At 71.7% G+C, this 26,379-nt stretch carries 24 protein-coding genes; 10 read left to right on the top strand and 14 right to left on the bottom strand.

The window, feature by feature from the left end; genetic code table 11:
• The 5 genes from ACMCNK_RS33130 to ACMCNK_RS33110 form a co-directional block, all read right to left on the bottom strand.
• A complete protein-coding gene (locus ACMCNK_RS33130) occupies window positions 1-492 on the bottom strand; it encodes an NUDIX domain-containing protein (RefSeq protein WP_412740255.1) in 492 nt (163 codons plus the stop codon).
• Window positions 489-1,256, bottom strand: coding sequence for a hypothetical protein (locus ACMCNK_RS33125; RefSeq protein ID WP_412740254.1), 768 nt, complete (start codon window positions 1,254-1,256; stop codon window positions 489-491). Before ACMCNK_RS33125 ends, ACMCNK_RS33130 begins: the two co-directional genes overlap by 4 nt.
• A gap of 191 nt (window positions 1,257-1,447) precedes the next feature.
• Entirely contained in the window at window positions 1,448-2,146 is a 699-nt protein-coding gene (locus ACMCNK_RS33120; protein ID WP_412741071.1) for a polysaccharide deacetylase family protein, read from the bottom strand.
• Window positions 2,147-2,248: 102 nt separating this feature from the next.
• Window positions 2,249-2,899, bottom strand: a complete 651-nt coding sequence (locus tag ACMCNK_RS33115; RefSeq protein WP_412740253.1) for a 2'-5' RNA ligase family protein — start codon at window positions 2,897-2,899, stop codon at window positions 2,249-2,251.
• Window positions 2,900-2,911: 12 nt separating this feature from the next.
• Entirely contained in the window at window positions 2,912-3,241 is a 330-nt protein-coding gene (locus tag ACMCNK_RS33110) for a UTRA domain-containing protein (RefSeq protein WP_412741070.1), read from the bottom strand.
• A 202-nt stretch (window positions 3,242-3,443) separates the two neighbouring features.
• Between ACMCNK_RS33110 and ACMCNK_RS33105 the strand changes: the two genes are divergently transcribed.
• Complete coding sequence (locus ACMCNK_RS33105) at window positions 3,444-5,042, top strand: diguanylate cyclase (RefSeq protein WP_412740252.1); 1,599 nt, start codon at window positions 3,444-3,446, stop codon at window positions 5,040-5,042.
• 3 nt (window positions 5,043-5,045) lie between these two features.
• Here ACMCNK_RS33105 and ACMCNK_RS33100 read toward each other — a convergent pair whose 3' ends face one another.
• Window positions 5,046-7,670 (bottom strand): MGH1-like glycoside hydrolase domain-containing protein, encoded by a 2,625-nt coding sequence (locus ACMCNK_RS33100; protein WP_412740251.1) that lies wholly within the window; start codon window positions 7,668-7,670, stop codon window positions 5,046-5,048.
• 97 nt (window positions 7,671-7,767) lie between these two features.
• On the opposite strand from ACMCNK_RS33100, the gene ACMCNK_RS33095 reads away from it, so the two are divergent.
• The 4 genes from ACMCNK_RS33095 (at window position 7,768) to ACMCNK_RS33080 (ending at window position 12,650) form a co-directional block, all read left to right on the top strand.
• Entirely contained in the window at window positions 7,768-9,678 is a 1,911-nt protein-coding gene (locus ACMCNK_RS33095; protein ID WP_412740250.1) for an amylo-alpha-1,6-glucosidase, read from the top strand.
• Window positions 9,679-9,755: 77 nt separating this feature from the next.
• Window positions 9,756-11,177, top strand: coding sequence for a WGR domain-containing protein (locus ACMCNK_RS33090; RefSeq protein ID WP_412740249.1), 1,422 nt, complete (start codon window positions 9,756-9,758; stop codon window positions 11,175-11,177).
• Window positions 11,178-11,186: 9 nt separating this feature from the next.
• Complete coding sequence (locus tag ACMCNK_RS33085; RefSeq protein ID WP_412740248.1) at window positions 11,187-12,191, top strand: hypothetical protein; 1,005 nt, start codon at window positions 11,187-11,189, stop codon at window positions 12,189-12,191.
• A gap of 36 nt (window positions 12,192-12,227) precedes the next feature.
• Complete coding sequence (locus ACMCNK_RS33080; protein ID WP_412740247.1) at window positions 12,228-12,650, top strand: GNAT family N-acetyltransferase; 423 nt, start codon at window positions 12,228-12,230, stop codon at window positions 12,648-12,650.
• A gap of 62 nt (window positions 12,651-12,712) precedes the next feature.
• On the opposite strand, the gene ACMCNK_RS33075 is transcribed toward ACMCNK_RS33080, so the two are convergent.
• Window positions 12,713-13,216 carry a CAP domain-containing protein gene (locus ACMCNK_RS33075; RefSeq protein ID WP_412736698.1) on the bottom strand — a complete coding sequence of 168 codons (504 nt, stop codon included), beginning with the start codon at window positions 13,214-13,216 and terminating at the stop codon, window positions 12,713-12,715.
• Window positions 13,217-13,504: 288 nt separating this feature from the next.
• Window positions 13,505-14,575 (bottom strand): glycoside hydrolase family 26 protein, encoded by a 1,071-nt coding sequence (locus tag ACMCNK_RS33070; RefSeq protein ID WP_412740246.1) that lies wholly within the window; start codon window positions 14,573-14,575, stop codon window positions 13,505-13,507.
• 279 nt (window positions 14,576-14,854) lie between these two features.
• Here ACMCNK_RS33070 and ACMCNK_RS33065 point away from each other — a divergent pair, with 279 nt between their 5' ends.
• Window positions 14,855-15,673 (top strand): LLM class flavin-dependent oxidoreductase, encoded by an 819-nt coding sequence (locus ACMCNK_RS33065; RefSeq protein ID WP_412740245.1) that lies wholly within the window; start codon window positions 14,855-14,857, stop codon window positions 15,671-15,673.
• Between the two features lie 90 nt (window positions 15,674-15,763).
• Complete coding sequence (locus ACMCNK_RS33060; protein WP_412740244.1) at window positions 15,764-16,636, top strand: AraC family transcriptional regulator; 873 nt, start codon at window positions 15,764-15,766, stop codon at window positions 16,634-16,636.
• Window positions 16,637-16,656: 20 nt separating this feature from the next.
• Here ACMCNK_RS33060 and ACMCNK_RS33055 read toward each other — a convergent pair whose 3' ends face one another.
• Complete coding sequence (locus ACMCNK_RS33055; protein WP_412740243.1) at window positions 16,657-16,884, bottom strand: hypothetical protein; 228 nt, start codon at window positions 16,882-16,884, stop codon at window positions 16,657-16,659.
• Between the two features lie 177 nt (window positions 16,885-17,061).
• Here ACMCNK_RS33055 and ACMCNK_RS33050 point away from each other — a divergent pair, with 177 nt between their 5' ends.
• Complete coding sequence (locus ACMCNK_RS33050) at window positions 17,062-17,892, top strand: DUF4241 domain-containing protein (RefSeq protein WP_412740242.1); 831 nt, start codon at window positions 17,062-17,064, stop codon at window positions 17,890-17,892.
• A 60-nt stretch (window positions 17,893-17,952) separates the two neighbouring features.
• Here ACMCNK_RS33050 and ACMCNK_RS33045 read toward each other — a convergent pair whose 3' ends face one another.
• The 4 genes from ACMCNK_RS33045 to ACMCNK_RS33030 form a co-directional block, all read right to left on the bottom strand.
• Window positions 17,953-20,013, bottom strand: coding sequence for a VCBS repeat-containing protein (locus ACMCNK_RS33045; RefSeq protein ID WP_412740241.1), 2,061 nt, complete (start codon window positions 20,011-20,013; stop codon window positions 17,953-17,955).
• Window positions 20,014-20,214: 201 nt separating this feature from the next.
• A complete protein-coding gene (locus ACMCNK_RS33040; protein ID WP_412740240.1) occupies window positions 20,215-20,967 on the bottom strand; it encodes a DUF4253 domain-containing protein in 753 nt (250 codons plus the stop codon).
• Between the two features lie 49 nt (window positions 20,968-21,016).
• A complete protein-coding gene (locus ACMCNK_RS33035; protein WP_412740239.1) occupies window positions 21,017-21,694 on the bottom strand; it encodes a response regulator in 678 nt (225 codons plus the stop codon).
• Window positions 21,691-22,887 carry a sensor histidine kinase gene (locus ACMCNK_RS33030; RefSeq protein ID WP_412741069.1) on the bottom strand — a complete coding sequence of 399 codons (1,197 nt, stop codon included), beginning with the start codon at window positions 22,885-22,887 and terminating at the stop codon, window positions 21,691-21,693. Before ACMCNK_RS33030 ends, ACMCNK_RS33035 begins: the two co-directional genes overlap by 4 nt.
• Between ACMCNK_RS33030 and ACMCNK_RS33025 the strand changes: the two genes are divergently transcribed.
• Window positions 22,882-23,574, top strand: coding sequence for a DUF1707 domain-containing protein (locus ACMCNK_RS33025; RefSeq protein ID WP_412740238.1), 693 nt, complete (start codon window positions 22,882-22,884; stop codon window positions 23,572-23,574). The two genes, ACMCNK_RS33030 and ACMCNK_RS33025, sit on opposite strands and share 6 nt — an antisense overlap.
• Window positions 23,575-23,691: 117 nt before the next feature.
• Complete coding sequence (locus tag ACMCNK_RS33020; protein ID WP_412740237.1) at window positions 23,692-24,519, top strand: metal-dependent hydrolase; 828 nt, start codon at window positions 23,692-23,694, stop codon at window positions 24,517-24,519.
• 2 nt (window positions 24,520-24,521) lie between these two features.
• Here the strand turns inward: ACMCNK_RS33020 and ACMCNK_RS33015 are convergent, their stop codons facing one another.
• Window positions 24,522-26,264, bottom strand: a complete 1,743-nt coding sequence (locus ACMCNK_RS33015; protein WP_412741068.1) for a bifunctional 3'-5' exonuclease/DNA polymerase — start codon at window positions 26,262-26,264, stop codon at window positions 24,522-24,524.
• Between the last annotated feature and the right edge of the window lie 115 nt (window positions 26,265-26,379).

The raw sequence follows: 26,379 nt of genomic DNA, 5'->3' as shown, positions 1-26,379 counted from the left end.
TCAGGTGAGATGGCACAGCCGGCCACAGACCGGGCAGAAAGCACGCTTCGCGGTGGAGGTGATCTCTACACGGCACTCTTCACAGAAGCCGCCCTCGAACAGGTCCGGTTCAGGGCCGAATCCGCCGTCGTAATAGTCCCGATCAGGCCACGCGACAACGTCGAGGGTCACCGGAGCCTCGTCGGCCAGAAGCGGCACGGTGTCGTCGGCCTTGGTCGCTTCGGCCAGCACGAGGGTTCGGGTAAGGCCGTTCCGTCCCTCGCGATCGCCGTGACCGGGCAGCACACGCCGCACCACGTCGATGAACTCGGCAAGACTGAGCGACCGCAGCTGCGCGGCCAGCTTCTCCCGCTCGTCGTCGCTGCTCATGTTTCCGCCGGGGATCTCCCATCTGCCGTTGTCCCGACGCTGGACCACCAGAACCCTTCCCGTGTCATCGCAGATGACTGCGGCGACGCTCACGGAGTGGCGGGGCCGCTCTGACGTGGTCATCCGGGGTTCCCTTCGAACAGGCAGACGGCGGCGGTGGCGTCGTCGTGACGCTTGTACCGCGTTCGGACATGGCCATGCTGGTCAGCGCACTCCGCGGCGCGTACGCGGCGAATCAGTTCGGCCGGGCCCGCGGTGGCGGCCAGATCAAGCAACCTGGCCCAGCCGAACAGATCGAACTGCTCGACAGCCGCTGACGCGCCGTCGGTGAGCAAGGCGGCGCGGCGTACGTGTCCGGGTCCTCGCAACGGCGCCGAGCCGATGACCGCCTCATGTGCCGCCCGCGGATCCGCCGCGGCGATCCAGTACCCGTCGGGCTGGTTGATGTACTCCCATTTATGGCTGGCCGCGGCAGTCAGGCGTTCGACGTGCCCGGTGCCGGGCACCGAGGCCGCGCGTCGCAGGTTGGCGATCCGTTCGAAACGCGTGTCCTTGACGACGTCTGTGCGGTCACCGACGTCGAGGAGCAGCGGGCTGTCGCACAGCACCAGATAGTCGACGTGATCGCCACCGGCGCGAAGTACACAGGCTGTGGCAGCGGGCGTGCCGGGATGGCTCAGGTCGCAGGTGCCGCGGTGCTCATCCGAGACCGCCTCGATGGCACGAGCGAGTAGGTCGGGCAAGGCTGCGTCGGGTGCTTCACCGTATGCGCCGACGAGCTGCGCTGTCAGGCGGCGCACGTACCAGGCCGGGGTGTGCATGCAGCCGTTGTGAAGATCCGCGGGGTGGGTAACCCCGTCGAATACCGCGACCAGGTCGCCGACCACGACAGCGCCGTCCTCGTTGGCCGCCCGTCCCGGAGCGGCCTGAGAGGCGACCCGGACCTCCATCACAGCCGCATCCCACCCCGAGTCATGTCACCCACGGCGTATCGTGACCACACTCCTACGCAGCGCCACACACTCGGAAGGGTATGCGTGTCGGCTGTCCGCCGGTTGTACGCGGCCCCACGCGGCAGTCACCCGAGCACGAACGTGTAGCCCTTGCTCCTGAGCTGACGAATCGTGGAGTCGAGCGAGGCCACGGTGTTGCTGCGGTTGCCGCCGCCGTCGTGCATGAGCACCACGGCGCCCGGCCGCGCTCCGTGCAGCACCCGGGCGGTGATGGTGCGCGCCGGCGGCCGCTCCCAGTCGCGTGTGTCGACGGTCCAGCCCAGGATGCGCAGCCCATTGTCCCGGACGATGGTGCGGACCCGGGCGTTGGACGAGCCGTACGGGAACCGGAACACCGTCGGGCTGACACCGGCGGCGGCCCGGATCTGCTGCTGGGCCTTCGTGACCTCTGCGCGGGCGGCGGCACTCGACAGCCGTGCCATGTTGGCGTGGTTGCGGCTGTGGTTGCACAGCTGGTGGCCCTCGGCCCGGATCCGGCGGACCAGCGACGGGTACCGGGCGGCGTTGTCACCGACGATGCAGAACGTGGCCTTGATGTGGTACTTGCGCAGCGTGTCCAGCACCTTCGCCGTGTAGCGGGGGCTCGGTCCGTCGTCGAACGTCAGGGCGATGGTCTTGCGGGCGGCAGCAGCTTGAGGGACGGCCACCGGAGCCGACGCCACGGTGATCGCCTGGCGGGTGGCTACAGCGTGCTCGGTCGGTCCGGAGGCGACCATCGTGGCACCGGGCACCAGGGTGGCGAGCGTCATCAGCAAGGCAAGCATCACGGCGGTGATTGTGCCGCTATGACGCGTCGTCGGCCAGTCGGCGAACTGTAATCACGTATGCACTCTGGGGTATCGACCTGCCGTGCCGGTGCGCGTGCTTCAGTCGCCCAAGGGAAGCCTCGCCACCGTGTGCCACTCGTACATCCGCTGGTCGCGGTGCATTTCTATGAGGTCCAGGCGACTGATGCGCACTCGCACCGGATCGATGTGGATCCGCTTCACCGCCGCGACGTACGGTGCCGCGGCGCCGTCGGCCGTGATGTAGCCGATACTCACGTGCGGCCGGAACCGGTCCGGGTCCTCCACCACGCGGCGTTCACCCAGAACCTCGGCGATGGCGTCGCGCGCGGCGGCACGCAGTCGTTGCACCGGACCGGCGGGTGTCGCCGGCATGACAATGGCCTCGCCCGCGACGATCAGCTCCGCGAAGTCGACCTCGAACGCCGGGATGGCTGCCGCGATCCGGCCGGCCCGCTGCGCGAGGTCTCGAACGTCGGGATCCGCAAGCTCGTCGGTGAATCCGATGCCCTGCATGGTGAGGTGCAGCCATTGATCGGGAATGAGCGTCACCGTCGGGAGGTGGGCGAGCGAACTCCGGCACGCCGCCGCGAGAGCCTGTAGCGCCTGCTGCCCCTCGAAGGTGATGTGGAAGGCATAGAAGCGGCGTCCGACACGCCACCCCGGTCGCCACCACCAGTGATCCCGGACCTCGTCCGAGTGCTGACCGGGCAAGAGATCGGCGAGCGACATCATCTCTCCCTGCTAGACCTCTGAGGCGATGTCGGGCTGCACCGGCGTCTGCTCGATGTCATAGTCGTCGATCACCATGATCCCGTCCGCAGGCCATACGGATTCCGAAACCTCGAGGATGCTCCCGTCCTCCGCACGCGCAACGTGAATGACCTGCATGACGGGTGCGCCGGTGGGCAGTTCCAAGGCGGTCGCTTCCTCAACGCTCGGCAGCCGGGCAATCCAATGGTCGCGGGCCGCCGTGTAGCGCTTGCCGGTCAGGTCCTCGATGCAGAGGAACAGCGCTTTGGGAACCAGCGCCGGGTCTTCCAGGAAGGTTCCCCCGGCGATATCGACCGGGATGTAGCTGGCGCCGAGTTCACCGGAACGGCCAGTCTCCCTGTCGTACAGACGTCGGCGACATCGGCGGGCACGGCCGCGCGCTTGCGGAAAGGTCAGACAAAACCCGGAGCCGCACGGGTGGGATGCAGCTCGGGGAACCTCAAGACCGGCGGCCCCGGGTCGAAGGTGAGGTACAGGGTGCTGCGGCGATTCGGAGGCCGGTGTGATCGACGGGGCGGATGGGGCACGGCTGCCCGTCCCCGTGTCCGCCTACGGCCCGCTGGACGCCCTCGCCGAGCAGATCCACCTGATGGCCCAGAGCGGCCGGGCGGCCGAAGCCCTGGACGCCCTGGCGGTCTACGAACCGTTCGCGCGGACCTTCGGTGACACGAAGACCGTCGGTTTCCTCCTGCAGGGCCGCATGTACGCGTACCTGTATCTGGGCCGCATCCCGGAAGCGCTCGCCGTCGCCGAACATCTCCTGGAGTTCCACCAGGCCACCGGCAACGTGGTCGCCGTCGCCAAGAGCCTGGCCGACCTGGCCGACCTCAACCTGCGCGCCGACCGGGTCAACGCGGCGATGGCCAGTCTCGCGCGAGCCGGTCTGCTGCTGGAACAGACCACCATCCGCAACGACCGGTACGTCGCCGCCCTGTCCTCGGTGATCTGCGCGGCCACCAGCATGGAGCTGTTCGAGTCCGCGCACGCCACCTACCTGCAGTTGTCGCAGTGGTGGGCGTCGGAAGGCCGGACCGAGACGACAGCCAACCACGACCTGATCTACGCCGAGACGCTGCTGCAGTGGGGTCTGCGGCTCGATCAGCTCGGTGACCACGCCGAGGCAGGGCCCCGCCTGCGCACCGCCGCGAACATCTTCGGGCAATGGTGTGCGGCCTGCGAGGGCCGGGACGCGGCCGGACCGTTCATCGCGTTGCGTTCCCTGGCGCTGGCGAAGACCGGCGAGCTGGAGCTGGCGCACCGGCTCGCTGCCGAGGTCGTGGTGCAGCTCCGCACCGATGACGACCCGCACACGGCCTGGCCCGCCCACATGGCGCTGGGACTGGCGCTGCGGGCCCGGGGCGAGGTGGCCGCGGCGCGCCGCGAGTTCGTCGCCGCCGCCGAGCTCATCCGGGTCACCGGCTCCCCCAGCGAACAGCTCATCGTCGGCCACGAACTCGCCTGTCTGGCCGTCGACGAGGTCGGCGAGCACGCCAGCCGCGACCTGCGGCGCATGGTCGAGACCCAGGCCCGTCAGCTGTGGCAACTGCGTCTGCAACGCGTCACCATGCTGCGCCAGGCCCGCCACCGCGAGGAGCAGGAGCAGGCCCGGCGGGCGGCCGAGGCCGCGTCGCTGCACGACCCGCTCACCGGGCTCGGCAACCGCCGCCGCTTCGACCAGCTCCTGGCCGATCTGGACGCCGACCGGTTGCCGCAGCCGACCGTACTGTTGTTCATCGACGTGGATCGGTTCAAGGCCGTCAACGACACGTACTCGCACCGCGCCGGCGACGCCGTCCTGCGCGACATCGCCGCCACGCTGCGGGCGAACTGCCGCATCGACGACATCCCCATCCGCTACGCCGGCGACGAGTTCGTCGTCTTCCTGCGCACCGACCCGGACGGCGCCCGCCATGTCGCCGAACGCATCCGCGCCACGATCGCCCAGACCGATTACGACGACATCGCTCCGGGCCTGCACGTCAGCATCAGCATCGGCATCGCCGCGCACCGGCCCGGCATGCCCGCACACGAACTCGTCGACACCGCCGACGCGAACCTCTACCACGCCAAGCGCAGCGGGCGGGACCGCATCGCCGCCTGAGGACTACCGGTGCAGGGTCAGGATGAGGTCCACGACCAGCGCAGTCCACCCGGTCTGATGCCAGGCGCCCAGCCCAGCGCCGTTGTCGCCGTGGAAGTACTCCGGGAAGACGACCAGGTCCTTCCAGTCCGGATGATTCTGGAACAGTTCGTTCGCGCCGTACAGGGGGCGGCGGCCCCACGAGTCCGGCATGAACAACGACACCAGGCGGCGCGACACGTCGTCGGCCACCTCGGCCAGCGGGACCTGCACCCCGGAGCCGGTCGGGTACTCGACCTTCAGGTCGTCGCCGTAGAACTCGGCGTACTCCCGCAACGCCTCGACGATCAGGTAGTTCACCGGCATCCACACCGGACCCCGCCAGTTGGAGTTGCCGCCGAACAGCCCGCTGGTGCTTTCCGCCGGCTCGTACCCGACGGTGAAGTCGGAGCCGCCCAGCGACACCGTGAACGGTTTCTCCAGATGCGCGCGTGACAGGGTCCGCAGCCCGTACGGGGAAAGGAACTCCTCCGGGTCGAGCATCCGCGCCAGGATCCGCACGAGCTGATCCTGGCCGACCATGGACAGCAGCCGATGCTGGCGGCCGTCCGGGCCGAGGCGGCGGGCGCTGATCACGTCGCCGTACTGGGGCTGGCTGGTCTGCATCCAGCGCAGCCGCGCGGCCAGCGCGGGCAGCCGGTGCATCGTCGAGGAGGTGAGCCGGGTGGTGGCCGCCAGCGGCAGCAACCCGACGATCGAGCGTACCTTCAGCGGCATCTTGTGCCCGTCGGGCAGGCGCAGCACGTCGTAGAAGAAGCAGTCCTCGTCGTTCCACAGCCCCTGCCGGTACGCCGCCTCGGCGATGTACGCGAAATGCTCGAAGAACTTCGTGGCCATGTCGGTGTACGCGGAGTCGTGCAACGCCAGCCGGATCGCCATGTCGAGCAGGTTCAGTGCGTACATGGCCATCCAGCCGGTGCCGTCGGACTGCTCCAGCACCCCGGCCACCGGCAGCGCCGCCGACCGGTCGAACGGCCCGACGTTGTCCAGCCCCAGGAAGCCGCCCTCGAAGACGTTGTTGCCGCCGACATCCTTGCGGTTGACCCACCACGTGAAGTTGAGCAGCAGCTTGTGCATCACCTTGGCGAGGAAGTCGAAGTCCTTCCCGCCGTCGATCTCGAACACCCGCAGCGCCGCCCACGCGTGCACCGGCGGGTTCACGTCGGAGAACGCCCATTCGTACGCGGGGATCTGCCCGTTGGGGTGCATGTACCACTCGCGCAGCAGCAGCAGGAGCTGGCTCTTGGCGAAGCCGGGATCGACGCGGGCGATCGTGACACAGTGGAACGCCAGATCCCACGCCGCGTACCAGGGGTACTCCCACGGGTCGGGCATGGAGATGACGTCGAACGAGTTCATGTGCCACCACGCGTGGTTGCGGCCGTACTTGCGGCCCGGCGGTGGCGGCGCGGTTGCCGGGTCGCCGTGCAGCCACTGCTTGACGTCGAGGTGGTAGAACTGCTTGCCCCACATGAGTCCCGCAATGCCCTGCCGGGCGACCGCGGCTTCCTCGGCGGACGCGGCGGCCGGGATCAGCTCGGCGAAGAACTCGTCCGCCTCCGCCTCCCGCAGGCGCAACACCTCGTCGTACCCGGTGCCCAGGTCCGCAGGCGGCGGTGGCTCGTCGCTCTGGGTCAGGCGCAACCGGATCTGCCGGGTCTCTCCCGGACCGAGCGTCAGCACGTAGTGCAGCGCGCCCTTCGTGCCCTGCCCGTCCGGACTGACGGTCGGGGCGCCCGCGACGATGTGGTCGTTGATGCCGTCCTTGGGGTACAGCGTGGTGCCGGGCAGACCCCACAGCCGCTGCGCGTTGGTCTCGTTGTCGCACATCAGTGCGGGCGGCTCGCCTTCGGCGTCCAGCGTGATCCGGCCCAGGCTGCGATGGGTGCCCAGCAGCCGGCCGGGGCAGCCCTCCATCTCCGGGACCGGCCGGTTCGACGCCCCCCACGACCACGTGTTGCGGAACCACAACGTGGGCAGTACGTGCAGGGTGGCCGCCTCGGGGCCGCGGTTGGCGACCGTGACGAGGATGCACATGTCGGTCGGGGTGGCTTTGGCGTAATCGACCGTGACCGCCCAGAACCGGTCGTCGTCGAAGACGCCGGTGTCGACCAGCTCGTACTCGGACTCCTCCCGGGTGCGGTGGCCGTTGACGCGCACCAGCTCGTCGTACGGAAAAGCCTCCTGGGGGTAGTGGTAGCGCCACCGCATCCACGAGTGGGTGGGGGTGGAGTCCTGATACCACCAGTACTCCTTGGCGTCCTCGCCGTGGTTGCCGCCGTCACCACCGAGCCCGAACATCCGTTCCTTGAGGATCGGGTCGCGCTCGTTCCACAGCGCCAGCGCGAAGCAGAACGTCTGCCGGTCGTCGCACACCCCGGCCATGCCGTCCTCGTTCCACCGGAACGTCCGGGACCGGGCGTGGTCGTGCGGGAAGTAGTCCCACGCGGTGCCGTGCTCGCTGTAGTCCTCCCGGACCGTGCCCCACGCACGCTCGGCCAGGTACGGGCCCCACGCCCGCCACGGTTGCTCACCCGAATCCGCCTGCGCCAGCCGCACACGTTCCGCCACGCCGTCTCTCACCCCCATGGCTCGATCATCATCTCCGGTCGACCACACTGTGATTGTTACCGGCATGTGTTACGGGCGAGGGACGCTTCCCCGTTCAAGGTCAGGAGGGGGCCCGGTGCGGCGCATCGCGTTCGGCCCGCAGGTCTGCGGCCGCATCGAGGAGTCCTCCCTTCGCGAATGGCTGGTACCCGACGGCTGCGGCGGCTATGCCATGGGCACGGTCGGTGGCCTGCGCACCCGCCGCTATCACGGCCTGCTCATGGTCGCCGGGCGGCCGGTCGCGAGCCGCCGGCTGGGCCTGGCCGCACTGGACCCGGTGATCACCATGCCTTCCGGGACGATCGTGCGGCTGGGCACCCACGAGTGGGCCGACGGGACGATCGCGCCGCAGGGCCACACGCTGATGGCCGGGTTCGACCTGGTCGACGGCGTACCGCGATGGCGGTGGCGCATCGGCGACGTGGTGCTGGAGCGGGAGCTGGCCATGTCACACGGCAGCCCGAGCGTGGCGATCGTGCACCGGCTGCTCACCGGCGGCCCGGTCAGCCTACGCCTGGAAGCCCTGGTCACGTGGCGCGACGGGCACGCCGGGCGGACCGCGGCCGACGGGCCGCCGCCCACGGTCGCGCCGGCCGAGGGCGGGTGCGTCGTCGAGGACGCGTTCCGGCTGCGCGGCCCGGACTTCCTGGCCGCGGGCGAGTGGTACCGCGACGTCCACTACCGCCAGGAGGCCGCGCGCGGCTTCACCCCCACCGAGGATCTTTGGTACGCGGGTGCCGGCCACGCCGAGCTGCGCCGGCCCGGAGACACCGCCGAGGTGTCCGCGTGGGCGGGTGACCTGGCCGTGGTGCCGCCTCCGGCCGCGATCGTGGTCGCCGCGGCCCGCGAGCGCAACCGGGCCGTGGTGGCCGCCGCCGCCCCCGCCGACGAGTCACAGGCCACGCTGGCGCTGGCGGCCGACGCGTTCGTGGTGCACACCGCGGACGGCCCGGACGTGGTCGCCGGGTACCCGTGGTTCGGTGCCTGGTCGCGCGACACGATGCTGTCGTACGAGGGGTTGTTCCTGGCCAAAGGCCGCGCCGAGCTGGGCCGCGAGCTGCTGCGCAGCTACGCCGCCACGCTGTCGCAGGGGATGCTGGCCAACACCGCGGACACCGGCACGGTCGAGTACAACACCGCCGACGGCACGCTGTGGTTCCTGCACGCGATCGGCCGGCACGTGGCCGCCACCGGCGACACCGACCTGGCCGCCGAGCTGCTGCCCGCGGTCCGCGACGTGGTCGACGCCCACCTGGCCGGCACCCGGTACGGCATCCGTGCCGACCCGGCCGACGGGCTGCTCACCCAGGGCGCCCCCGGCGAGGCCCTGACCTGGATGGACGCCCGGGTGGACGGGGTGCCGGTGACCCCGCGCGCGGGCAAGCCGGTCGAGGTGAACGCGCTGTGGGTCAACGGGCTCGCCACGGTCATCAAGCTGGCGTGGCAGGCCCGTACGCACGCCGGCGCCGCCGACCGGGCGCACCCGGCGGCACTGGCCGGGTTCGCCCGCCGCTTCCCCGCCCCGGGCGGCCTGCTCTACGACGTGGTCGACGGCCCCGCCGGTGACGACGCCACGCTGCGCCCGAACCAGCTGCTCGCCTGGTCCCTGCCGTACGCCCCGCTGCGCCCGGAACCGGCCCCGCTGCAGGTGATCGGGCGGGCCCTGATGACCCCGCTGGGCCCGCGCAGCTTGGCCACCACGGAACCGGACTATCAGGGACAGCACCATGGTTCACCGGAGGAACGGGACACCGCGTACCACAACGGGACGGTGTGGCCGTGGCTGACCGGTCCGTACGTGGCCGCGTGGCGGCGCCTGGGCGTCTCCGCGGAGCAGACCCTGTCGGACGCCGACGGCCACCTCGGCGAGTACGGCCTCGGCTCGGTCTCGGAGACCGCCGACGGCGACGCCCCGCACGCCGCCACCGGCTGCCCGTTCCAGGCGTGGTCGGTGGCCGAGTCGCTGCGCGTACGCCGCCTCGACTGAAAACCGTCGCACCCCTTCGCTACGGTCCACTCCATCGATGCGATCAGCGCGCCCGCGCCATGCCGAGAGGTGGCCCCATGCCAGCCGACACGACGTACCTCGAACTGTCCGAAGAGGCGGGTAGCGCGCACAAGTTCTACGAGGTGACCGTCGACGGGACGGACGTGACCATCCGATATGGCCGGATCGGTGACCGCGGCCAGCTCAAGCTGTCGTCGTTCGCCACGCCGGACAAGGCCAGGGCCGAGGCGTCGAAGAAGATCGGCGAGAAGGTCCGCAAAGGGTACGCTCCGGCCGTTCCCGGAGCCCGGCAGAAGCGCGGCGTCTCCCGCCGCCAGATCGTGAGCACCCGATCCACCGCCACCCGTGCCCCCGTTCTGTGGAGGTATGTGTCGGGCAGCCCGGCGTTCGGCATCTTCGTCGACGACGAGGTCTGCATGGTCGGCAACGAGAGCGGCCTGATCACGACGCTCAGCCACGGCGCCGAGGTGCTGCAGCAGTTCCGCCTGCCCGACGGCGTGAAGTGCATCGTCGCCGACGACGGCTGGATCTACGCGGGCTGCGACGACGGCAATGTGTACGACCTGTCCGGCAAGGTGCCGCGCCTGGCGTACCGCATCGCCCCCGAGATCGACATCTACTGGCTCGACATCCACGACGGCGTCCTCGGCGTCTCGGACGCCGACGGCGGGATCTCGGCCGTCGACCACGAGGACGAGTTCCTGTGGCGGCGGCCCGGCCGAGGCGACTCGGCGTGGATGGTCCGCTGCGACGCCACCGCGGTGCACCACGGCCACTCTGCCGGCGTGACGAGCTACGACTGGCGTACCGGCCGCGAGCTGTGGCACACCACCACCGGGTCGGTCCTGTTCGGCTGGCAGGAGCGCGCCACGCTCTACGCCGGGACGTCGACCCGGCAGGTCGTCGAGCTGGGCAAGGACGGCACGCGCCGGCAGACGTACCGGTGCGACGCGGCGGTGTATTCGTGCGCCACCGCCCAGGACGGCCGGTATGTTTTCGCGGGCGACAGCGCGTCGTCGATCTACTGTTTCGACACCGACGGCACCCGGCTGTGGAAGCTCGGCACCGGCTGCGGCTCGGCGTACTCGATGCAGTATCGCGACGAGCGCCTGTACATCGTCACCACGGACGGGTCGCTGGCCTGCATCGACGCCAGCGAGCACGCGATCCGGTCCGCCATGGGCGGCACCGTCCCGACCGCGGTCGACGTGAAGGCACCACCCCGGATGCCCGCCATCGTCCCGTCCACCACCGTGGAAATCACCCACGACGTGGCGGACGGCGTCGTGGTCGAGTGCGTCGAGGACAGCGGCCGCCTGCGCGTGCGGGTGGTGTCGTCGGGCTACCACCGCGACTGGCAGGTCCAGTTCCCGAAGGGAATCCGCGAGCCCGGCAGCCGGTTCGTGGTGACCGGCATCCGCGAGGCCAGCCGCGGCGGCTTCTACCGGGCGTACGGCGACATCCGCCGCCTCCTCTAGGGTGTGCCGGTGCAGAATCTGTTGGACGACATGGTCGACGCCCGCCTCGGATGGACCTCCCCCGTCGTCGGGTCCTGGTATTCCGAGACCGACCTGCGTCAGCAGTTGCGCGACGCGATGGCCGCCGAAGCCGACCGGACGCACAACGGGGACTTCGGCAGCGAGTACCGCGACGGCGTGGGGATGGACGGACCCACGGACCCGCTGGAATGGGCCAACCGCCGCCTCGATCTGCCCGGCGGCGGTTGGGCGGTCACCGGGATCCGCTTCCGCGCACGTGACCTCAAGCGGCCGTTCGTCGACGTGGTCGCCACGAGTCTCCCCCCGACACCTGACGGCTTGTCCGTCGTCGCAGCGGCGGTCGCGTCGGCGTACCGGGACTTCGGCCCGTTGTGCTTGCGGGTGGATGCGCCGGACGTTGCGCGGCTGGTCCAGCAACTGCGGTCCGACCCCCGCTTCGGCCCGCACTGTGCCGTCGACATGTACGTCGTCGCGGGGCTCCTCACGCAGCTCAGGGCATACCCGCGGGCGTCCTCGTACGCCACGGTGCACCTGCGCGCCGGGGAGCCTCAGTTCCTGGCCGGGCGGGTGTCGGCCATCTACCAGGAGCTGGCGGAACGCGAGCCGCAGCTGCGGATGTGGGCGGCCCCGGAGGACGCCGAGTCCCTGACCGAGTGCGCGGACGCGGGACTGCTCTTCGAGGTGCACGCCGACGATGTGCCCGCCGGCGTCGTTGCGGCGCTGCGCATCGACGCGCACGCGATGCGCGGGTTCTCCGTGCAGGAGCTGTGCCTGGACGCGTCCCACCGGGGTCGGCGACTTGCCTCCGGGACTGTCCAGAGGCTGGTGGATCAGCTCGGCACCGACGACGGAGACGTGCTGTGGGGAACGATCCACCCGTCCAACTCGGCTTCCCTGCGCAATGCGCTCTCGATCGGCCGGGAGCTGGTGGGCGGCTACGCGTGGGTTGCCACGGAAGACTTTCCCGGCATGCCGGCCGACGCGGCACGCTGAAATGACGTCACGGTCGGCTCGCCTGGACTTCGCGAGATGATCGTGCGGATGGCCGGCGTGGCGGATGTGGCGGCGCTCGCGGAGCTGCGGGACATCGAACCGGACAAGCTCGCTGCGTACGCGGACTGGGTGGCCGCCCATGCGGACACGCACCTGGCCTTCGTCGCCGAGGTCGACGAGTACGTGGTCGGATCTGCCTGGCTGCTCATCGCGGAACGGGTGCCCGGCAACGGGTCGCTGGACCGGCGGTACGGCGACATCCAGTCGGTCATGGTCCGCGAGGAATACCGCAAGCAGGGCGTCGGCGCCGCACTGATGGACGCGATCCTTGCCGAGGCTCGCACCCGGGGCTTACTGCATGTGACCGTCCACTCAGGACGTCGCGCGGTCGACTTCTACCTGCGCACCGGCTTCAGCCACCACCGCCAGCTCCTGCTCTGGGAACCGGCCGCCCCCTGAGCGACCGGCCGGCACGCTTTGTGCGTGCCGGCCGGGCCGTCAGATGGTGAGGGGGCTGGGGATCAGGTCCAGCCGAACATCTGGGTGTAGTACGGGGTGCCGTTGCTCGCGTAGATCACACCGACCGCGAACGACTTCGCCTGGCAGTTGAGAATGTTCGCCCGGTGCCCCGGGCTGGCCATCCACGCCTTCATCGTCTCCGACGCGGTCCGGTACCCGTACGCCACGTTCTCACTCTGCGGGTACCGGTACCCCGCCGCGTGCGCCCGGTCCACGAACGACGAACCATGCGACCCGATGTGACTCATCCGGTTGGTCTGCGCCTGGTACGCACTGTGCCCCCGCGCCGCCAGCAACAACCGGCTGTCCACCCGGATGGCCTTGCAACCCGCCCGGACCCGGGTGTTGTTCGTGTAGGTCACCAACTGCGTCTGCAACGTCGAGGTCGACACCGCCGCCGCCGACGCGGGAGCCGCGGACACCGACAGAGCAGCAACCGAGGCCCCGGCACCGGCCAGCAGCACACCGACCGTCGTGACCATCTTGCGCAGCGTCTTGCGACCCACTCTGAATCTCCCCCGCTCCGGCCCGGCCCCTGTCAGCCGGTCACATGAAGAAGATTCGGGGTCGTCCGGAGCGGGCCCGGGTCCGCGACGGTTGCCTACCGGTTGCGACTCATACTTTCGGTGATCGCCGCGGGCGATATGGCCAGCCGGACCTGTCCGACCGGCCAGCACCCGAGTTCGCCGCGAGATCGGAGCCCGGGCACTTCGACGGCGCCGCCTACGGCGACTCATCGACAAACCAACGAGCCGCCCGGCGTGATGCCGGGCGGCTCGTGTGGTGCTGGTGGGTCAGGCGATTTTGACGTTGAAGATGGGGTTCGCGGCGAGGGTGCGGAACGCGGCGAGGTTCTGCTTGGTGGAGTCGATGCTGATGTCGCGGTCGCCTTGGTCGTCGTGCTTGGTGTCGAAGTAGACGATGGCCTTGATCCCGGGGCGCTTGGCCAGCTCCGGCAGCACCGACTGGTAGCCGGCGGTCTTGTCGACGGGGTGGCCGATGCGGTGGTACACACCCCACTCGGCGATCATGATCGGCTTGCTGGGGTGGTTGGTGACGGCCCAGTCGTACCAGCCCAGTCCCTTACCGGTCGACGCCTTGCGGTCGAGCAGGTCGGCGAACTGGCCGTAGTGGTAGTAGCCCTTCTCCGCGGACACGTAGGAGTCCAGGCCGATCCAGTCGACGACGTCGTCGCCGGGGTAGAGGTCCTTCCACCAGGACTGGGCCATCCACTTCTCGTTACCCATGTAGGCGAGCACGTTGACCGCGTTGGTCACACCCTGCGCTTTGAGCCGGGTGATGGTGTGGCGGTACATGGCGGCGAAGTCCTTGGCTTCCATGCCGGAGCCCTTGCGGGCGATGACGTCGTTCTCCGGTTCGTGGTTGAGCACCAGGAAAAACTTCTGCGGGTAGCTGGTTTTGATCCGCTTCGCGAACGCGTCGATGCGCTTGTCCTGCTCGCCCTTGGCGACGTTGGCCCAGGTGGAGCCGTAGGCGATCTTCCAGTTGACCAGCAGCGCCCGGGGGTGGGCGGGGTCGGTGGTCATCGCGATCTCGCTCTGGGTGGGGAAGACTTCGTCGCCCTTGTGGTAGGTGTGGAAGATCGACGCGGTCCGGCCGGACAGGGCCTCCCACTTCTTCAGCTCGGCGTCGCGGGGGGCGGAGGTGAAGCCGCCCGCGGCGGCGCCCCACAGGACTCCGCAGGAGGGGACGAGCTTGGCGCCGGTGACGCACTGCTGCTTGGCCTTCGGCTTGGCCGAGGACGCGGGAGCGGCGTGCGCCGCCCCGGCCGCGCCGACCACCGCGGTGGTCCCGGCCAGCATCGCACCCAGCAGCGTGACGACCTTGCGAACCTTGCGACCCAAAACGAATCTCCCCCGTTTGTTCCGGCCCACGTCGGCCGGTCACATGAAGAAGATTCGGGGTCAGGGGGAGCACCCCCGGGTCCTGGAAGGTTTCCTAACGGTTGCAGCTCATACTTTCGGCCCGGCCGATGCCCTGACCAGCCGATAGAGCCCCCACCGAACGGCGACCGGGGCCTCGTTGGGGTGGCGATGGCGGGACGGGGCATACCACCGCGGGCGTACAGGCCTTGCCGCCGCCGGGATGACGCGCGAATCCGGCCGCGGCGCGACGATGACGTCATGACCGACCGACAATTCCGCTTCGGCGTCGTCGCCGCGCTGGCAGGCAGCGGCGCGCAATGGACCGCGACCGCCCGGCGCGCCGAGGAACTGGGCTACGACATCCTGCTCGTGCCGGACACCGTGCACACGCTCGCGCCGTTGCCCGCACTCGCCGCCGCGGCGGCTGCCACCCGCACGCTGCGGGTCGGCACGTACGTCCTCAGCGCCCCCAACCGCAGCCCAGGGCTGGTCGCCTGGGAGAGCCGCAGCATGCACCTGCTCACCGACAGGCGGTTCGAACTGGGACTCGGCGGCGGCCGGCCCGGCGCCGACCGGGACGCCGCCCAGCTCGGCGCCGAATTCGGCACCCCCGGGCAGCGGCTGCGCGCGGTGGCCGACACCATCCGCGCGGTACGCGAAGCCGACGGCCCCGCGCCGCCGGTCCTGGTCGCCGCGAGCAAGCCCCGGATGCTGCGGCTGGCCGCCGAACAGGCCGACACCGTCGCGCTGGGACTGCCCCCGCGCTCCGACGAGCAGGACCTGGCCCGCGCGGTCGCGACGCTGCGGGAGCTGGCCGGGAACCGTACGCCGGAACTGCACCTCAACGTGGCCGCGGTCGCCGCGGATGCCCAGGCCGTACCGGCGGAGCTGGAGCGGATGGTCGGCGGCGACCCCCGCGCGATGGCCGCCGCCGGCGCCATCGGGTTCCTGCTCGGCTCCCCCGGCCGGATCGCGGAGACGTTGCGGCGCCGCCGCGCCGAGCTGGGCATCTCGTACGTGGCAGTGAACGGGATGTTCATGGAGCAGTTCGCGCCGGTCATCGCGCTGCTGAGGTAGCCGGCCACACCCGACCGGAACGGGCTCACGTTGTCGGGTCCGGCCCTGTGCAGCCGCCTAGCGTGATGTCAGCACAGGGAGGAGACGAGGTTGCTGGAACGGCTGAACGCGGCCATGGACCACATCGAACGCCATCTCGACGCGACCATCGACCCGGCCGAGCTCGCCCGGATCGCGGTCACCTCGGAGTACCACCTGCGGCGGATGTTCTCCGCGCTGGCCGGGATGCCGCTGTCGGAGTACATCCGGCGGCGGCGGATGACCGTCGCGGGCGCGGACGTGCTCGCCGGTCGCCTGACGCTGCTCGAGATCGCGGTCCGCTACGGCTACGGCTCCGGCGAAGGGTTCGCCCGCGCGTTCCGCGCCGTTCACGGCGTCGGGCCGGGCGAGGCCCGCCGCGACGGGGCAATGCTGCGTGCCCAGCCTCGGATGTCGTTTCGTCTGATCGTCGAAGGGAGCCACAGCATGCAGTACCGGATCGTGCGCCGCGACGGATTCCGGGTGGTGGGGCGCAAGGCCCGCGTACCACTCGTGCACGAGGGGGTGAACCCGGCGATCGCCGAATTCATCCGTGGCATCGGGCAGCCGGCTTTGCACCGCATCGCGCAGCTGTCCGACACCGAGCCGGACGGGATCATCAGCGCGAGCGTGAACCTGGACGACAGCCGCGCGGAAGGCACCGAGCTGGACTACTACCACGGCGCGGCCACGACCGGGCCCGTGCCGGCCGACCTGGACAGCCTCGACGTCGCGGCGGGGACGTGGGCCGTCTTCGACAGTTCGGGCGCGTTTCCGCAGGCGTTGCAGGGCCTCTGGCGGGACGTGTTCACCGAGTGGTTCCCGTCCAACCCGTACCGCAGCAGGCCGGGGCCGGAGATCCTGCGCGTACGGCTGTCGCCGGCGGCGACCGAAGCCGAGGCGCAGCTGTGGATTCCCGTGGAGGAGGCCGCGGCGACGCGGTGACCCGGCTCAGGCGGGACGCCTCACCGGCCGCGGTTGCGGGGATGGTTCCTCGCCGTCCGTTCGTTGCCGTGCCGGTAGTTGCCGGTCAGGCGGGCCATCAGCTCCTGCGGGTCCTCGTTCTCCACGTCGGCCAGGAACCGGGCGGCCATGGCGCCGCGCAGCACACCGGCGGGGCGGCCATGATGAAGCATCTCGACGTCGCCGTTCTTACGCTGGCGATAGGTGAATCCGTCCGGGGAATTGGTCACGCCGCATCATGGCGTGCGGCGGTGACCCACACGAGCGAATTACGGACGGCGAGCGCGCCGCACCGCGATCGCGGCAACGGACGAGACCGACCGGAGCCTCGAAGAGTGCCGCCATGCTGCAGAAACGCCACTGTTGTCGGTAGTCTCTCGGCCTTCGTGACGTGGAGAGGCAGAGGGATGGGCTGGAGCCGGAGGCGCGCGCTGTATGTCGGCGGCTGGCTGGCCGTGAACGCCGGTCTCATCGGGCTGTGGCGCTGGTCGCCCAGCAGCTCGTTGTTGCCTCACGACGACGGCTTCACCGTCGGCGACGTCGGGGCGCAAGAGGCCGTGGCGTTTCCCGTGCCGGAGCGGACCGCACGGCTGTTCCAGGACGGCAGCCGGCACCTGCTGGACAGCGGTGACTTGGCGATCGCCTCCACCAAGCCCGCCGGTGTTCTGCGCCTGCCCACGGGGCAGCTCGTGGCCGCCGACCCCAGTTGGCTTCCGAGCGCGCGGCAGCTCGGCATCGCCCCGTACACCGTGACCGTGCCCCCGGGCTCGTACCCGGTGGCGCTGGCGATGGTCAGCCTGCCCGGGGAGCAACGGGTCGCCGCCGCGAAGCTGACGATCCGCGACCAGCCCGTCACGGCCTGGGAGATGGCCCTGCGGCCGGGACAGAACCCCGCGACCCTCACCGCCGGACAGGCCTTCACGGTGGGTGTCGACTCCGGGACGATCGCGATCTTCGACGGGTCTGTGCTCGACGCGGCGGTCCGGCGTTCCGCGGACGATCCCCGGTCCTTCGACCTGGGCGAGAACGACTCGACGACCGCATCGATCGACGCGGCCTCGAAAGCCAACCTGGTCGCCTTCCGGACGGGATGGGGCGACGGCGCCTATCCGGCCTGGATCGGTCGCACCGCGAACGGCGCGGTCGGTTGCTTCCTCTTCGACATGACGATGCTGGCGCCGCAGCCGGGCGACACGGCAGCGGCGACCCCGACGCCACGCAGCAGCCCAACCGGCTGAGCGTGGCGGCGGGCCTGATGGGCCGGCCCAGGCGAAAACGGCCGGCCCATCCGTACGCCGTTACAGGGTTGCGCCGTCCCAGGTTTCCCGGCGGGTGTCCTTTCCGGGCTCCCAGACCCAGTGGGTGAGTTTGCCGTCGGCGCCCGCCGCCCACACGTGGTGCTGGGTCCCGAGGACGTAGCTGGTGGGGTCACCGGTGATGCCGTCACCCAGCACCTCGTCCTTGCGGCCGACCCCGCGGGTCCAGCTCCAGTGGTGCAGCTTGCCGTCACTGCCGCGGGCGTAGATGTGCTGCGCGTCGCTGGTGGCGTACCCGGTGGGGTCGCCGGCCAGGCTGCCGCTCCAGTCCTCGTGACCGCGCCCCTCGTTCGGGGTCCACTTCCAGTGCTGCAGCGCCGGGACCTGGCCCTCGGCGCCGCGTGCGTAGACGTGCTGCTGGTCGCCGTAGAGGAAGCCGACCGGGTCACCGATGATGTCCCCGCTCCAGGTCTCCTTGCGGGCCGGCTTGCCGGGATCCAGCACCCAGTGGGTCAGCACGCCGTCGGTGCCGCGAGCCCACACGTGCCCCTGCGCGCCGAGGGTGTAGCTGGCCGGGTCACCCTCGATGCCGTCACCGATGATCGAGTGGACCAGACCCGTGGCGCTGGTCCAGCTCCAGTGGTGCAGTTTGCCGTCAGTGCCCCGGGCGAAGACGTGCTGGGTGTCGGCGGTCGCGTAGCCGGTGGGGTCACCGGCGATCGTGCCTTCCCACGTGTCGCGGCGCACTCCCTTGCCAGGTTCCCACACCCAGTGGCTCAGTGTGCCGTTGTGGCTGCGGCCCAGCACGTGCTGCTGGTTGCCGTACACGAACGCGACGGGCCGGCCCGCCAGGTCCCCGCCCCAGCTCTCGAAGCCGCGACCCTCACCCGGAACCCACTTCCAGTGGTAAAGCTTGCCGTCCGCGCCGCGGGCGAAGATGTGCTGCTGATTGCCGTAGAGGAACGCCGCCGGCCGGGCCGGCAGCTTCACGTCGAGGGCGGTGGCGGCGTCCTGGCCCTTGAGCAGGAAGGTTTGCAGGCTCACCAACGTACCGGTGGTCAGCGCCTGCTCGGCGGCGGCGGTCAGGTTCGGCTGGTGGCCGGTGCTGCGGGCGGCCGCGCGAATCGCGGTGACCCGGTCGCGGAGCGCGGCGAGTTCCTTGGCGGCGGCGGCCTGCTCGTCGCGGGTGTTGGCCGCGGCGCCACCGGTGAAGATGAAATCGGACAGGGCCTTGGCGAGTTCGGCGTCCGGGGCGTTCAGGGCGGCCTGCGACGCGAGGATCACCTCGGCACCCTTGGCGCTGTTGTGGACCTGCAGGACGAACTGCCGGTCCGGCGCGTTGACGAGCTCGTCGGTCACCGGCAGCAACAGCAGCTGCAGCAACGCCCGCTTGGCCTGCGCCACCTGTTCGGCCCTGAGCTTCGCGGCCTGCTCGGCGTCGGCCTTGGCGATGGCCTCCTCGCGGTCCTGGTCGGCCGCGGCCTTCGCGCCCGTGGTCAGGAACGCCGTCCAGTCCTGCTCGGTGCTGCCGTCCCGGATCGCGTCCTTCGCGGCGGTCCACACGTGGCTGCCGGGTGCGACGCGCTGCCAGACGCTGAAGATGAAGTCCCGGTCGTTCTTGTCGATCAGCGCCGTGTCCTTGGGGTCCAGGCCGACCGTGACCGCGACCGACCGGCGCAGTGCCTTGGCGCGTTCGGCCGCGATCTCGATCTGGGCATCGTCCACGGCCGCGGTGAAGATGCCTTTCGTGATGAACGTGTACGCGGCGTCGGGGTCGGCGTCGTCGTACGCCCGCAGCGCGCCCACCTTCACGAACGTATCCGCCCGTGCGGCCCGCCAGAGCGCCAGCACGAACTCCTGGTCGTTGAGGACCAGCATGTCCACGCCCGGGTTGATGCCCAGCTCCCCGGCCGCCTTGACCTTGTCCTCGTCGCTGGCCTTGTTCGTCGGCTCCGCGATGCTCGACGCCGCGACCGCGACCGGCGGATCGGCGAATGCCGGCAGCGCGAAGCCGGCCGAGAGCACCGCCGTCGCGGCGAACGCGGCGACGAGCCGGCCCGCGGCCCGCGCTGCCACGCGGGTGTTCACTGTGCTTGCTGCCACTGAGAAAGCTCCCCCAACCATGTCGGCCGGGCGAGCGACGCCGAAGGTCGGTTACGACGTTCGGACCGGCCCCGTTCCGGCTCTACGCGTACGGTGCCGTCGGGCACCGGTTTTCCACAGGCGTCGCCCCGTCGGTGCGGGACGCCGTGAAGTGATCGCCGCGAATACTAGAACATGATCGGCACCAGGGTGCGGGCCGCCTCAGTCCCACCAGAAGAACCATCCGGTGGCGTTGACGAGGTCGTCGGCGTACTCGCTCAGTGAGCCGGTACCCTGCGTGATGTTGTCCGGGGCGAACGCGAAATGCTCCGCCGCCACCCGCAACGCGTGGTCGCGGTCGGCCGGCGGCGCGGCGACGCTCACCTGCATGGTGTCGAAGCCGAGCCCGATCAGGCGCGCGCCGAAGCGGTCCTCCCAGTCGCGCAGCACGGCGCAGATCCTGGTGATGTCGCCCTCGTGATTGACGGGACCGGACCAGCCGAGAACGGCCGGTACGTCGGCGCCCCGCTCGGCCGGCACGAGCCCCGGCCGCGGACTGTGGATCCAGCCGGCCCCGAGCAGCGACCGGAACTCTGTGGCGGCCCGCTCGTCGGGATCGCCCTGCAGCACACCGGGACGGGCGCGGCCGGGCCAGCCGTCCAGGAACGGGGCGACGGCCTCGCGCAGGTCCTCCTCACCTTCCTCCTGTTCGGGCTCGGCAGCCGTCCACCACTGACTCAGCAGCGCCTCCGGGTCGTGGTCGGACGGTGTCCCGGCGCTCCGGCCCGCCACGAGCTCGCCGGTGAGCCAGGGACGGTCCGGCTCGCGCGCCGACAGCCCGTGCAGCAGCAGCGGCCACCGCCCGGTGTGCCCGTGCCGGGCACGCGCATCCGCCCACCAGCCCGCGTCGAGCACCACGTCAGGAAGCTGGAGCGGGCTGTCTGGGCGTCGGCCGCCGCGCCGTGCGAAGAACATGGCCGGGACCATAACGGGCGGGTCCGACGCGTTCGGACCCGAGCACGGATCAGCCGAGCCAGCCGGGCCGGATCAGCCCGGCCTCGTACGCGTGCACGACGAGCTGAGCGCGGTCGCGGGCGCCCAGCTTGACCATCGTCCGGCTGACATGGGTCTTCGCGGTCGCCGGGCTGATCACGAGCCGGGCGGCGATCTCGTCGTTGGACAGGCCCTCGGCGACCAGCACCAGCACCTCCCGTTCCCGGTCGGTGAGCTGGTCCAGGCCCTGCGGCACCACGGCCGGGCGGTTGCGGGCGCCACCGGGAGCCGCGAACTCGCCGATCACCCGACGGGTCACGCTCGGCGACAGCAGCGCGTCTCCGGCGGCAACGGCCCGTACGCCGCGCAGCAGCTCGACCGGCTCGGTGTCCTTGACCAGGAAGCCCGCCGCCCCGGTGCGCAGCGCCTCGAAGACGTACTCGTCCAGCTCGAACGTGGTCAGAATGACCACCCGGGTGCCCGCCAGGGACGGGTCGGCGACGATCCGGCGGGTCGCTTCCAGGCCGTCGACGCCGGGCATCCGGATGTCCATGAGCACCACGTCGGGGCGGGTCCGGCCGGCGAGCTGCACGGCCGCCAGCCCGTCACCGGCCTCCGCGACCACCTCGATGTCGGGTTCGGCGTCGAGCAGCGCGCGGAAACCCGCGCGCACCAGGGCCTGGTCGTCGGCGAGCAGCACGGAGATCATGCGCCGCCCCGGGCGGGCACGGCGGCGGTGGGCAGGGCCGCACAGACCAGGAACCCGCCGCCGGGATCCGGCCCAGCGGACAGAGTGCCGCCCAGCGCCTGCGCGCGGGCGCGCATTCCGGCGATGCCGCTGCCCGCGCCGTCCGGACCGCGCTCGCCCGGGTGGGCCGCGGCGCCGTCGTTGCGGACGGACAGGCGCAGCTCGTCGTCCGCGTACGCGACGGTGACCGTCACGGTCGCGCCGGGCGTGGCGTGGCGGCGCACGTTGGTCAGCGCCTCCTGCACGATCCGGTACGCGGCCCGGTCCACCTCGGCCGGCAGCTCGCGGCGGTCGCCGCTGGTCGTGGTCGTGACCGGCAGACCCGCGTCCGCGGTCAGCTCGGCCAGCCGGTCCAGCCCGAGCGCGGGCTGACGCGGCGCCGCCTCCTCTTCGGGGCGCAGCACCCCGAGCACGGCGCGGACCTCGCGCAGGGCTTCCGCGCTCGCGGACTTGATCGCGGACAGCGCCTCGCGGGCCTGCTCCGGCCGGCTGTCCATGAGGTGCAGGCCGACGCCGGCCTGCACGTTGATCAGCGACAGGTGGTGGCCGAGGACGTCGTGCAACTCGCGGGCGATGCGCAGCCGCTCCTCCGACGCCTGGCGCCGCTCCTGCTCGTCGTGAGCGCGGGCGCGTTCCGCCCGTACCTTCATCATCTCGGCGAAGTGTTCGGCGCGGGCCTTTGCCGCGCCGCCCAGCAGCACGGTCACCGTCAGGGCGGCGGCAGCGAGCAGCGCCGCCCGCGGGTCGGTGTGGGCGGCCTGGCTCAGGCCGAGCCGCGCCGCTAACGGGCCGGTGACCAGCGCCCAGGTGAGCCAGCCGGCGGCGGCCAGGGCCACCGCGGACCGGCGCCGGCCCGCCTTGACCGCGCTGAACAGCGCGGCCACGGCGGCGGCCGCGTACGGCCAGCGGGGGGCGGTCAGTGCCGCGAAGCCGATCGTGGTGGCGAGCGCCACCGCCAGTACGGCGAGCGGGGCGCGCCGCCGCCACGCCAGGGCAATCGGCCCGGCCAGCAGCAGCGCGCACGCGAGCAGATCGCCCGGGGGTGCCACGGCGCGGGCCAGGCCCCAGGCGCCGAACACGTGGAAGCAGAACGCGGCGATCACCGCCCCGCCCGGCCGTGCCCGGTCGCGCCCACGCCAGGGCACCGGATGCATGTCGCGCACGTCTCGAACGTACGGCACCGCCGGGCGCCCGGGCATCCGCGCGCGGTCGCGTCGCGGCTGCGCCCGCCGGAGTACGCCGCGACCGCCGCTACTCCCCCGGGAGTACGTGGGCGGGCCGGGCTGCGCCCGCGCAACCGGACACGGATGCTCCTCCGGGGCGACGCGGCCCGGCCCGGATCGGGCGATTCTGGAGTCGTGTCCCGCCCCGACCTGGAGGTCAACGTGAACATGCACGACGACACCACCTGGTCCGGACCGAACCGGCTCCGGACCTCCGACAGCGAACGCGAGCAGGTCGCCACGATCCTGCGCGCCGCCATGGGCGAGGGGCGTCTCAACCTCGCCGAGGGTGAGGAGCGGCTCGCCGCGGCGTACGCGGCCACGTACCGCGACGAGCTGACCCGGCTGACCGCGGACCTGCCCGGCGGTGGCCGCCCCGATCTGCAGGAGACCCCGCAGGCGCGGACCGCCACCCGGCGCGGCGTACGCCGTCACGCGGGCGGGGTGGTCGTGGTCGCGGTGGTGCTGGTGGGCCTGTGGGCGCTGTCCGGGGCGCACGTGTTCTGGCCGGCGATCCCGCTCGCGTTCCTGTTCATCGGCGTGGTCCGGCACGCCCGCTACGGCGGCTACCGGCATCACGTGTACCACCATCACGGCGTCGCCCCGTGGAACCGGTGATCATCGACACTCCCACGTGGACGTGGCGGTCGTTGAACGCCCCCACCCGCTCTGCCACAGTGGCGGGGTTTACCCCCGGCCACTGCGGACCGGGCGTACGGGGAGGGGGCGACCGCCATGATGGGTCCATCGCATGCGCTGTCGGGTGCGGCGGCCTGGTTGGCCGGCTGCTGGGCGTTGGATCACTTCGCCGGGTACGGCCAGTCGCCGCTCGCGGTCGCGGTCGGCACCGCGATGTGCGCGGGCGGAGCGCTGCTGCCCGACCTGGATCTGTCCGGCAAGGTCACCCGTAACCAGGGCGGTGCCACGGTGGCCCGTACGTTCGGGGTGCTGTCGCTGTTCGTGGCGGAGGTCGTCGAGAAGGTGTCACTGGGCATCTACACGGCGACGAAGCTGCGCCGCGACCCGCGCCGGGACAACGGGCACCGCACGTTCACGCACACCCTGCCGTTCGCGGGGCTGGTCGGGTGGGGCACGACGGAGCTGTGCGTACGGTTCGGCAAGTGGGCCGTGGTGGCGATCGTGTTCTTCACCGCGGGCCTGGCGTTGCGCGGGTTGTTCGACGAGTGGGCGGAGCGGGCGGGCTGGCTGATCGTCACCGCGGCGTCGGCGGTGGTGGCGTGGTTCACCTGGTTGCACCTGCCCGGCGATCGCGGCTATCCGATGCTGGGCGTGGCGGTGGGGGTCGGGTGCGTGGTGCACCTGCTCGGCGACATGATCACGAAGAACGGGGTGCCGATCCTGTGGCCGATCCCGCTCGGCCGTCGCATGTGGCGGATGATCGGCATCCCGAACGCGGTGGCGGTCAAGGTGGGTGGCCGTGGTGAGGTGCTCGTGCTGCGCACGCTGTTCACCGTGGTGGCGCTGCTCGCGGTGGCGGCGATGTTCGCCCCGCACCTGCTGCAGCGCTTCGACCTGAACACGTGGGCCGACGGCACCGAATAGCGTCACCTGGCGTCGGCGTAACAGTCCACGACGGACACGTCGAGCGGGAAACGCACCGAGCTCCCTCCGAACAGCAGCCGCCCGGCCTCGGCCGCACCCGCCTGCACCACGGCGACCACGCGCTCGGCCTCGTCGGCCGGGCAGTGCACCACGATCTCGTCGTGCACGAAGAACACCAGCTCGGCGCGGAGATCGGCCAGGGCGGCACGGACCGTGGCGAGCAGCACGAGCGCCCACTCCGCCGCGGTGGCCTGGATGACGAAGTTGCGCGTGAACCGGCCCCGGGCCCGCCCGGACGCACCGCCCTGCGGCGACTCCGCGGAGCCCAGTTCCTCGGGCGGCTCCAGGCCCGCGTCGCGCCAGGCCGTGGACGCGGGCGGGCACGTACGCCCCAGCCAGGAACGGACCAGCCCGCCCGCCTCGCCGGTGCGGGCGGCGGACTCCACATACTCGAACGCGGTCGGATAGCGCTGCCGCAGCACCGCCAGGGCGGGCACCGCGGCGCCGCCGGTCTGGCCGTACATGGCGCCGAGCAGGGCCAGTTTGGCGCGCGGGCGGTCGCCGCCGAACGCGTCCGCGGCCAGTGCCGCATACAGGTCGCCGGCGCCGCCGGCCGCGGCGAGCCGGGCGTCGCCGGACACCGCCGCCAGGACCCGCGGTTCGAGCTGGCCCGCGTCGGCGACCACGAAACGCCAGCCCGGGTCGGCCATGACCGCGCGGCGGACCACCTTGGGGACCTGCAGCGCGCCGCCGCCGCGGGTCGCCCACCGGCCCGAGACCACGCCACCGGGCACGTACTCCGGGCGGAACCTGCCGTCGCGCACCCACGCGTCGCGCCAGGCCCGGCCGTGCGCCGTCCAGATCCGGTACAGCTCCTTGTACTCCAGCAGCGGCTTGACCGCCGGATGCTCCACCCGGCGCAGCACCCACGCCCGGGTGTTGGGGACCTCGATCCCCGCACGGGCGAACGCGCGCAGCACCTCGGCGGGCGAGTCGGGGTGCAGGCCGTGCACGCCGAACGCGTCGTTGACCTCGGCGGCCAGCTCGGCCAGGCGGCGCGGCGGCCCGACCGGCTGGGGCGGACCGAGCAGGTCGCGCAGCAGCTCGTCGTGGATGTCCGCGCGCCACGGCAGGCCGACCCGCCCCATCTCCGCGCCGACCAGGGCACCGGCCGACTCGGCAGCCACCAGCAGCCGGAAGCGCCCGGGATCGGCCGCGGCGGCCACCCGGCGCTGCTGGTCCGCGTACACCTCGACCAGGGCGCGCAGCCGCTCGGGCCCGGCGGCGGCCGGCGGGCCCGCGGCGGCCTCGAACAGGGCGCCCTGGGCCTGGCCGGGGGGCTCGGGCGGGCGCGGCGGCGGGTCGTCGGGCACGGGCGCACCGGTCAGGCGGGCCCATGCCGCGGCCAGGGCCCGGGGCTCACCCCACCGCCCCGCATACCCCAGCAGCAGGGCCTCGGTCAGCTCGACGTCGTGGCACCGGCCCACCCGCACCCCGGCGCGCAACAGTGCGGGATAGACGTCGGCGGTGGCGGGCCACACCCAGCGCACCGGGCCGACGGCCTCGCGGGCACGGACCGCCGCGGCCAGGTCGCCCACCGGCTCGGGCGCGGCCGACGGGCCGCCGTCGCGGCCCAGCGCCTGAAGCAGGCCGGCGGACGCGGACGCGCCGGCGGACTCCCCGCCCGGCCCGCTCGGCACCACCGCGACCAGCACGACGGCCATTCTGCCGCCGGGGTACGACAGCCCCCGGGCGGCCGGTTGCCCGTACGCCGGGAGTCACGTGTCCCGCGCGTCGCCCGCCCCAGTACGCTCGGCACCGTGCCGCGGCACAGGCCGCCACCCGCTCGGACGGGGGCGA

This window comes from Krasilnikovia sp. MM14-A1259, from assembly GCF_047159535.1.
Taxonomy (GTDB): domain Bacteria; phylum Actinomycetota; class Actinomycetes; order Mycobacteriales; family Micromonosporaceae; genus Actinoplanes.
This window is presented reverse-complemented; position numbering and strand designations above follow the sequence as displayed.

Excerpts from the sequence above, each read along its gene's own strand:
- ACMCNK_RS33020 (WP_412740237.1), top strand. The coding sequence starts at position 23,692 with ATGATGGGTCCATCGCATGCGCTGTCGGGTGCGGCGGCCTGGTTGGCC.
- ACMCNK_RS33040 (WP_412740240.1), bottom strand. The coding sequence starts at position 20,967 with ATGTTCTTCGCACGGCGCGGCGGCCGACGCCCAGACAGCCCGCTCCAG.
- ACMCNK_RS33120 (WP_412741071.1), bottom strand. The coding sequence starts at position 2,146 with ATGCTTGCCTTGCTGATGACGCTCGCCACCCTGGTGCCCGGTGCCACG.
- ACMCNK_RS33115 (WP_412740253.1), bottom strand. The coding sequence starts at position 2,899 with ATGTCGCTCGCCGATCTCTTGCCCGGTCAGCACTCGGACGAGGTCCGG.
- ACMCNK_RS33030 (WP_412741069.1), bottom strand. The coding sequence starts at position 22,887 with ATGCATCCGGTGCCCTGGCGTGGGCGCGACCGGGCACGGCCGGGCGGG.
- ACMCNK_RS33065 (WP_412740245.1), top strand. The coding sequence starts at position 14,855 with ATGACCGACCGACAATTCCGCTTCGGCGTCGTCGCCGCGCTGGCAGGC.
- ACMCNK_RS33090 (WP_412740249.1), top strand. The coding sequence starts at position 9,756 with ATGCCAGCCGACACGACGTACCTCGAACTGTCCGAAGAGGCGGGTAGC.
- ACMCNK_RS33130 (WP_412740255.1), bottom strand. The coding sequence starts at position 492 with ATGACCACGTCAGAGCGGCCCCGCCACTCCGTGAGCGTCGCCGCAGTC.
- ACMCNK_RS33050 (WP_412740242.1), top strand. The coding sequence starts at position 17,062 with ATGGGCTGGAGCCGGAGGCGCGCGCTGTATGTCGGCGGCTGGCTGGCC.
- ACMCNK_RS33080 (WP_412740247.1), top strand. The coding sequence starts at position 12,228 with ATGATCGTGCGGATGGCCGGCGTGGCGGATGTGGCGGCGCTCGCGGAG.
- ACMCNK_RS33025 (WP_412740238.1), top strand. The coding sequence starts at position 22,882 with ATGCATGTCGCGCACGTCTCGAACGTACGGCACCGCCGGGCGCCCGGG.
- ACMCNK_RS33100 (WP_412740251.1), bottom strand. The coding sequence starts at position 7,670 with ATGGGGGTGAGAGACGGCGTGGCGGAACGTGTGCGGCTGGCGCAGGCG.
- ACMCNK_RS33035 (WP_412740239.1), bottom strand. The coding sequence starts at position 21,694 with ATGATCTCCGTGCTGCTCGCCGACGACCAGGCCCTGGTGCGCGCGGGT.